5 protein-coding genes are annotated in these 7,218 nt (G+C 69.7%); 2 read left to right on the forward strand and 3 right to left on the reverse strand.

Annotation, left to right across the window (positions count from 1 at the left end; all coding sequences use genetic code 11):
- On the forward strand, nt 1–112 hold a 112-nt coding region (locus DN069_RS37010; protein ID WP_133260171.1), incomplete at its 5' end, for a LuxR C-terminal-related transcriptional regulator.
- A gap of 85 nt (nt 113–197) precedes the next feature.
- Here DN069_RS37010 and DN069_RS37015 read toward each other — a convergent pair.
- From DN069_RS37015 to metH, 3 genes are all read right to left on the reverse strand, one after another.
- Nucleotides 198–1,850, reverse strand: a complete 1,653-nt coding sequence (locus DN069_RS37015; protein WP_165845807.1) for an ABC transporter substrate-binding protein — start codon at nt 1,848–1,850, stop codon at nt 198–200.
- Between the two features lie 229 nt (nt 1,851–2,079).
- A complete protein-coding gene (locus DN069_RS37020) occupies nt 2,080–2,751 on the reverse strand; it encodes an HAD family hydrolase (protein WP_279387957.1) in 672 nt (223 codons plus the stop codon).
- A 128-nt stretch (nt 2,752–2,879) separates the two neighbouring features.
- Nucleotides 2,880–6,371, reverse strand: a complete 3,492-nt coding sequence (metH, locus tag DN069_RS37025; protein WP_111507643.1) for a methionine synthase — start codon at nt 6,369–6,371, stop codon at nt 2,880–2,882.
- A gap of 304 nt (nt 6,372–6,675) precedes the next feature.
- Here metH and DN069_RS37030 point away from each other — a divergent pair.
- Nucleotides 6,676–7,218 (forward strand): PAC2 family protein (locus DN069_RS37030; RefSeq protein WP_133260172.1); only part of this gene is annotated, 543 nt, incomplete at its 3' end.

Here is a 7,218-nt window from a genome sequence, read left to right on the forward strand (position 1 = left end):
GACGGTCAAGACGCACGTCGGCCATGTGCTCACCAAGCTGGGCCTGCGCGACCGGGTCCAGGCCGCGGTCTTCGCCTACGAGAGCGGCCTCGTCCGCCCCGGCGGCGGCTGAACAGTCGCCCCGGCGGCGGCTGACCGTCGTACNNGCCGGGCGGCACCCGCGGGTGCCGCCCGGCCCTCTGCGTCGCTGACCGAGGTCAGGAAGAGGTCTTGCCGATCATCCACCAGCGGGCGATGCCGGAGCTGTCCAGGGTCAGCGGCACACCGGTGATGTCCGACTGCGCGGCGGCGTACTGGCTGTTCTCCCAGATCGGGATCAGCGGCACATCCTTGGCCACGTAGCCCTGGATCTTCTTGTAGGTGCTCGCGGCCGCCTCGCCCTTCTGGGCGACGCCCTGGGTGATCAGGCCGGCCACCTCGCTGGCGTCGCTGCCCTTCCAGCCGTTGTACATGGCGTTGTCCGGACCGACCAGCGGGTTCACGAAGTCGTCGACGTTCAGGTAGTCGGCGGACCAGGCGACCATGAACGCGTCGAAGTTGTGCGTCTTCAGGATGGCGCCCTGCATCGCGTTGTAGCCGGGGTAGTCCTTGAGCGTGACCTTGAACAGGCCGCTCTGCTCCAGCTCCTTCTTGATCATCATCACCTCCTGCTCCTTGTTCGCGTCACCCTTTCCGTAGGAGAGGGTGAAGTGAACCGGGAGGGAGACGTTCGCCCTCTGGAGATCCGCCTTGACGTGGGCGGCGCTCTCCGGGGTGCGGCCGTACTCGTTGGCGAACGAGCTCGACGCGTTGGCGATGCTGGACGGCACGATCGTGTAGGCCGGGGAGTACGTGTGCTGGAACGCCGTCGCGACGATCGCGTCACGGTCGATCAGCGAGGCCACGGCGCGGCGGACCGCGACGTTGGACATCGGGCCGGAGACGGTGTTCAGCGACATCAGACGCACGGTGCCGCCGGGGCCGCTGGAGACCTGCAGGCCGGTGCCGAGCTGCTGGCTCTGCTGCATGTTGACGATGTCGGAGGCGTTGAGGTCCTGCACGACGACGTCGACGGCCTTGCTGTCCAGGGCGGCCTTGGCATCGGACTGGCTGCTGAAGTACTTCAGGTCGATGCCGGAGTTGCGCGCGGTGCCGACGGTGCCCTGGAACCCTGGGTTGCCCTGGTAGTTGGGGTTCAGCGACATCTTGACCTCGGACGGCGCCTTGTTCTTGCCGGTGCCGGTGAAGTCGACCGAGTCGATCTTGTAGCGCCCGGAGCCGACCACGCCGGTGAAGTCCGACGCGGCCTCCTTGGTCGCGGAGAAGACGTTCGGGTCCACGATCGAGGCGACGCCGGAGGTCAGCTTGTCCGGCAGGGTCGCGTCGGGGGACTTCAGCTGGAAGACCACGTCGCTGGAGCTGGGCGCGTCCACGGACTTGATGGTGCTGAGGATCGAGACGGCGCCGTTGGGGTCGTTGATCTGGAGCACGCGCTCGATCGAGAACTTGACCGCGTTGGCGTCGAGCGGGTCACCGTTGGAGAACTTGAGGCCCGGACGCAGCGTGCACTTGTACGTCTCGTTCGTGGGGGCGTCCGTGAAGGCACAGCTCTGCGCGGCGTCGGGCTGCGGCGTGTTGGCGCCCGGCGGGTAGCTCAGCAGGGACTGGTAGACGTTGTAGAACATCGTCCACGCGCCGGTGTCGTAGGCCTGGGCCGGGTCCAGCGTGGAGTACGGGGTGGCCGAGCCGACCTTGATGACCACGCTCGGCACGCCCGCCACGGGGCCGGACGACTTGGAGGAGCCGCATGCGGTGGTGGTGGCGATGAGGCCTACGCAGCTGAGCGCTGCTATCCGCTTGAGAGCAGACATCAGTTCAAATCTCCTTGCCGGCGCGGAGGGGTTCGTCGCCGTGCCACGACACCAGGCACCACTCACTGGGGTGCAGCCCGGGTCACGTGAGGTCGAGTGGTCCGTAGCCTGCCATACGATCGCACGAAACACGCACTCAGCACTCACCCAGGGTTCGCTGAATGATCGCAAACCGCGCCGGGTTTGAGGGAGTGTGGGGGGGTATTTCCGATTTGGCGTTAGCAGGTAGTTACTTTTCCGAGAGCAGGCCGCGCAGCAGAGCGGTGTCCACACCTTCGAGCGTGGCCCGCACCGTCGTGCGCGGTCCCGGCTCCACGGCGGCCACCGACGGCACGGCCAGCACATGGCAGCCGGCGGCCTGACCGGAGCGGACCCCCGTCGGGGCGTCCTCGATGACGACGCAGCGCGCCGGCTCGGCGCCCAGCTCGGCGGCGGCCAGCAGGTACGGGTCCGGGTAGGGCTTGGTCCGCTCGACCTCGTCACCGGCCACGGTGAAGGCGAAGTGGTGTGCGCCGAGTGTCTTCAGCACCTGGTCGATGATCCTCCGGTGCGAGGCGGAGACCAGCGCCACGGGAACGCCGTGCGCGGCCAGGTCCGTGAGCAGCGCCTTGGCCCCGGGGCGCACCGGCACGCCCTGGCCGATCAGCTCCACGAAGCGCTCGTTGATCGCGTCCCCGAACTCGGCCGGCGTCAGCGGCGCGCCGGACACCCGCAGCAGGTGGTCGACCACGCGGCTCATCGGCCCGCCGACCACGATCTCGCGCTCCTCGACCCCGATCGGATGGCCCAGCTCCGCCAGCAGGGTGCTCTCGGCCTCCCACCAGAAGTCCTCGGTGTCGACCAGAGTGCCGTCCATGTCGATCAGGACGGCCTGCAGGGTGCGGGAAGCGGTGGTGGTCACAGGCGCGTCTGTCTTTCTGGCGTTCGGGGACGGCTCGGGCCGACCACCTTCCGCGGTGGTCGGCCCTTGGGGTCCGGGAGGGTCCTACAGCTTACGCCTGCCCTGATTGACGCGCGTTGACGAGGAGATCAACGCGCGTTGAAGTACTTCGCCTCCGGGTGGTGGATGACGATCGCGTCCGTGGACTGCTCGGGGTGGAGCTGGAACTCCTCGGACAGTTCGACGCCGATGCGCTCCGGGCGGAGCAGCTCGGCGATCTTGGCGCGGTCCTCCAGGTCGGGGCAGGCACCGTAGCCGAGCGAGAAGCGCGCGCCCCGGTACTGCAGGGCGAACATGTCGCGCATCTCCTTCGGGTCCTCCGAGGAGAAGCCGAGCTCGGCGCGGACCCGGGCGTGCCAGTACTCGGCCAGCGCCTCGGCCAGCTGGACGGAGAGGCCGTGCAGCTCCATGTAGTCGCGGTAGGAGTTGGCCGCGAACAGCTTGTTGGCCGCCTCCGAGATCGCGTTGCCCATGGTGACGACCTGGAAGGCCACCACGTCCTTCTCGCCGGTCTCCTCCGCGCGGAAGAAGTCGGCCAGGCAGAGCCGGCGCCCGCGCCGCTGCCGGGGGAAGGTGAAGGCGGTGCGCTCCTGCCCGTCCTCGCCGAGGACGACGAGGGCGTTGCCGCGGGAGACCGCAGGGAAGTAGCCGTAGACCACGGCCGCCTCCAGCAGGCCCTCGGTCTGCAGCCGGTCGAGCCACATCCGCAGGCGCGGCCGGCCCTCGGTCTCCACCAGCTCCTCGTACGTGGGCCCGCCCGAGCGCGCGGCCTTCAGCCCCCACTGGCCCTTGAACAGCGCGTCCTCGTCCAGCCAGGCGGCGTACTCGGCCAGCGGGATGCCCTTGACGATCCGGTCGCCCCAGAACGGCGGGGCCGGCACCGCGTTGTCGGCAGCCACGTCGGAGCGGGTGGTGGTCTCCTCCGGCTCGTCCACCTCGACCTTGGCGTGCCGGCGCTGCTTGAGCTCCGGCAGCACCGCGCCCGGGACCCCGCGCTTGACGGCGATGAGCGCGTCCATCAGCCGCAGGCCCTCGAACGCGTCGCGGGCGTAGCGGACCTCGCCCTCGTAGACCTCGTGCAGGTCCTGCTCCACGTAGGCGCGGGTGAGCGCCGCACCGCCGAGGATCACCGGGAAGTCGGCGGCCAGGCCGCGCTGGTTCAGCTCCTCCAGGTTCTCCTTCATGATCACTGTGGACTTCACCAGCAGCCCGGACATGCCGATCACGTCCGCGCGGTGCTCCTGCGCGGCCTCCAGGATCGCCGAGACCGGCTGCTTGATGCCGATGTTCACGACGTTGTAGCCGTTGTTGGACAGGATGATGTCGACGAGGTTCTTACCGATGTCGTGGACGTCGCCCTTGACCGTGGCCAGCACGATCGTGCCCTTGCCCTCGGCATCCGACTTCTCCATGTGCGGCTCGAGGTGGGCCACGGCCTTCTTCATCACCTCGGCGGACTGGAGCACGAACGGCAGCTGCATCTGGCCGGAGCCGAACAGCTCGCCGACCGTCTTCATGCCCTCCAGCAGCACCTCGTTGACGATCTCCAGCGCCGGACGGCCCGTCAGGGCCTCGTCCAGGTCGGCCTCCAGGCCGTTCAGCTCACCGTCGACGATCCGCGCCTGCAGCCGCTCCTCCAGCGGCAGCGCCGCCAGCTCCTCCGCCTTGCCGGCCCGCACCGAGGCCGCCGAGACACCCTCGAACAGCTCCAGGAAGCGCCCCAGCGGGTCGTAGCCCTCACGCCGCCGGTCGTAGATCAGGTCCAGCGCGACCTCGCGCTGCTCCTCCGGGATCCGCGCCATCGGCAGGATCTTCGCCGCGTGCACGATCGCCGAGTCCATCCCGGCCTCGACGCACTCGTGCAGGAACACCGAGTTCAGCACCATGCGCGCGGCCGGCGACAGACCGAAGGAGATGTTCGACAGACCCAGCGTGGTCTGCACGTCCGGGTGGCGGCGCTTCAGCTCCCGGATCGCCTCGATCGTCTCCATGCCGTCCCGGCGCGACTCCTCCTGGCCGGTGCCCAGGGTGAACGCGAGACAGTCGACCAGGATCGCGTTCTCGGGGATGCCGTAGTCGCGGCCCAGCTGCTCGATCAGGCGCTCCGCGACCGCGACCTTCTTGTCCGCCGTGCGTGCCTGGCCCTCCTCGTCGATCGTCAGCGCGATCAGACCGGCACCGTGCAGCCGGGCCAGCGACGCGATCCGGTCGAAGCGGCTGCCCGGCTCGTCACCGTCCTCGAAGTTGACCGAGTTGAGCACCGCGCGGCCGCCCAGCAGCTCCAGCCCCGCCTCGATCACCGGCGGCTCGGTCGAGTCCAGCACGATCGGCAGCGTCGAGGCCGTCGCCAGACGCCCGGCCAGCTCGCGCATGTCCGCGACACCGTCACGGCCCACGTAGTCGACACACAGGTCGAGGAAGTGCGCGCCCTCGCGGATCTGCTCACGCGCGATGTCGACGCACGCCTGCCAGTCCCCCGCGATCATCGACTCGCGGAACTTCTTCGACCCGTTCGCGTTGGTCCGCTCACCGATCGCCAGGTAGGAGGTGTCCTGCCGGAACGGCACTGCCTGGTAGAGCGAGGACGCCGCCGCCTCCGGCTGCGGGCTGCGCACCGCGATCGGCCGGCCCTGGACGCGCTCGACGACCTGGCGCAGGTGCTCCGGCGTGGTGCCGCAGCAGCCGCCCACCAGGGACAGCCCGTACTCGCGGGTGAAGACGTCGTGGGCGTCCGCGAGCTCCTCGGGGCTCAACGGGAAGACCGCGCCGTCCTTGCCCAGGATCGGCAGGCCCGCGTTCGGCATGCAGGACAGGCCGACCTTGGCGTGGCGGGCCAGGTAGCGCAGGTGCTCGCTCATCTCGGCGGGCCCGGTCGCGCAGTTCATGCCGATGAAGTCGATGCCGAGCGGCTCCAGCGCCGTCAGCGCCGCACCGATCTCGGAGCCCAGCAGCATCGTGCCGGTGGTCTCCATGGTGACCTGCGCGAAGATCGGCAGGCTCAGCCCGGACTCGGTCAGCGCCTGCTTGACGCCGAGCACCGCCGCCTTGACCTGCAGCAGGTCCTGCGCCGTCTCGATCAGCAGCGCGTCCGCGCCACCCGCGATCAGACCGGCCGCGTTCTGCCGGAAGCCCTCACGGACCGCGTCGAAGGTGATGTGGCCCAGCGTCGGCAGCTTCGTACCAGGGCCGATCGAGCCCAGCACCCAGCGCTGCCGGCCGTCCTTCGCCGCGAACTCGTCCGCGACCTCACGGGCCAGCCGCGCGCCGGCCTCCGCGAGCTCGAAGATGCGGTCGGCGATGTCGTACTCCGCGAAGGCGGAGAGGTTGCAGCCGAAGGTGTTCGTCTCGACACAGTCCACGCCGACCTCGTAGTAGGCCGCGTGGACCGAACGGACGATGTCGGGCCGGGAGACGTTCAGGACCTCGTTGCAGCCCTCCTGGCCCTGGAAGTCCTCCAAGGTCGGGTTCCGGGCCTGCAGCATGGTCCCCATGGCCCCGTCCGCGACCACGACGCGGGTGGCGAGCGCCTCGCGCAGCGCGTCGGCGCGCTCCTGGGCGGCAAGAGGGACGAAAACGGCCATGGTGGGCTCCCTGTGTGCGACGGCTGTCGGCTTTGCGCCCGCACGGTCGCGGGCGCACGAGGCCCAGCGTATTGCAGGACCCCCTGCGGGCTCCCCCGGATTCCGCCAGGTGGGATGTGCAGCCCCCCGCCCGAACCGGTCCGACACGCCGTCGCAAGGGGCCCGTGGGGGGCGTGTCGGCCCTCGGTGAACCGCCCGGCAAGCCTCGGCGGAAAAGGAATGGTTGCCCGTACGCTGGGCACTTACAGTCCGTGGGGCGGCTCGGTCGAGTCCGTTCCTGGCAAGTGTGGAGGGAGGCACCGGGGTGGTCGAGCTTGAGGACGTGCCCGAGCTCATCGACCCGGTCATGGTGGCCGCGTTCGAGGGCTGGAACGACGCGGGGGACGCCGCATCCACCGCGGTCGCGCATCTGGACGAGACCTGGGGCGGCAAGGTCTTCGCGGAGCTGGACGCCGAGGACTACTACGACTTCCAGGTGAACCGCCCGACGATCTGGATGGACGGCGGGATCCGCCGGATCACCTGGCCGACGACCCGGCTCTCGGTGATCCGGGTGACCGAGCCGAAGACCCGCGACCTGGTGCTGGTGCGCGGCATCGAACCGAGCATGCGCTGGCGCAGCTTCTGCCAGGAGCTGCTGGCGCTCGCCCACGAGCTGGGCGTCGAGATGGTGGTGATCCTGGGCGCGCTGCTCGGGGACACCCCGCACACCCGTCCGGTTCCGGTCAGCGGCGTCACCTCCGACCCGGACGTGGCCCGCTCGCTGGATCTGGAGGAGAGCCGCTACGAGGGCCCCACCGGCATCGTCGGGGTGCTGCAGGAGGCCTGCGCGCAGGCCTCCTGCAGC

The sequence above is a fragment of the Streptacidiphilus pinicola genome, from assembly GCF_003258295.1.
In the GTDB taxonomy this organism is placed as follows: Bacteria; Actinomycetota; Actinomycetes; order Streptomycetales; family Streptomycetaceae; genus Streptacidiphilus; species Streptacidiphilus pinicola.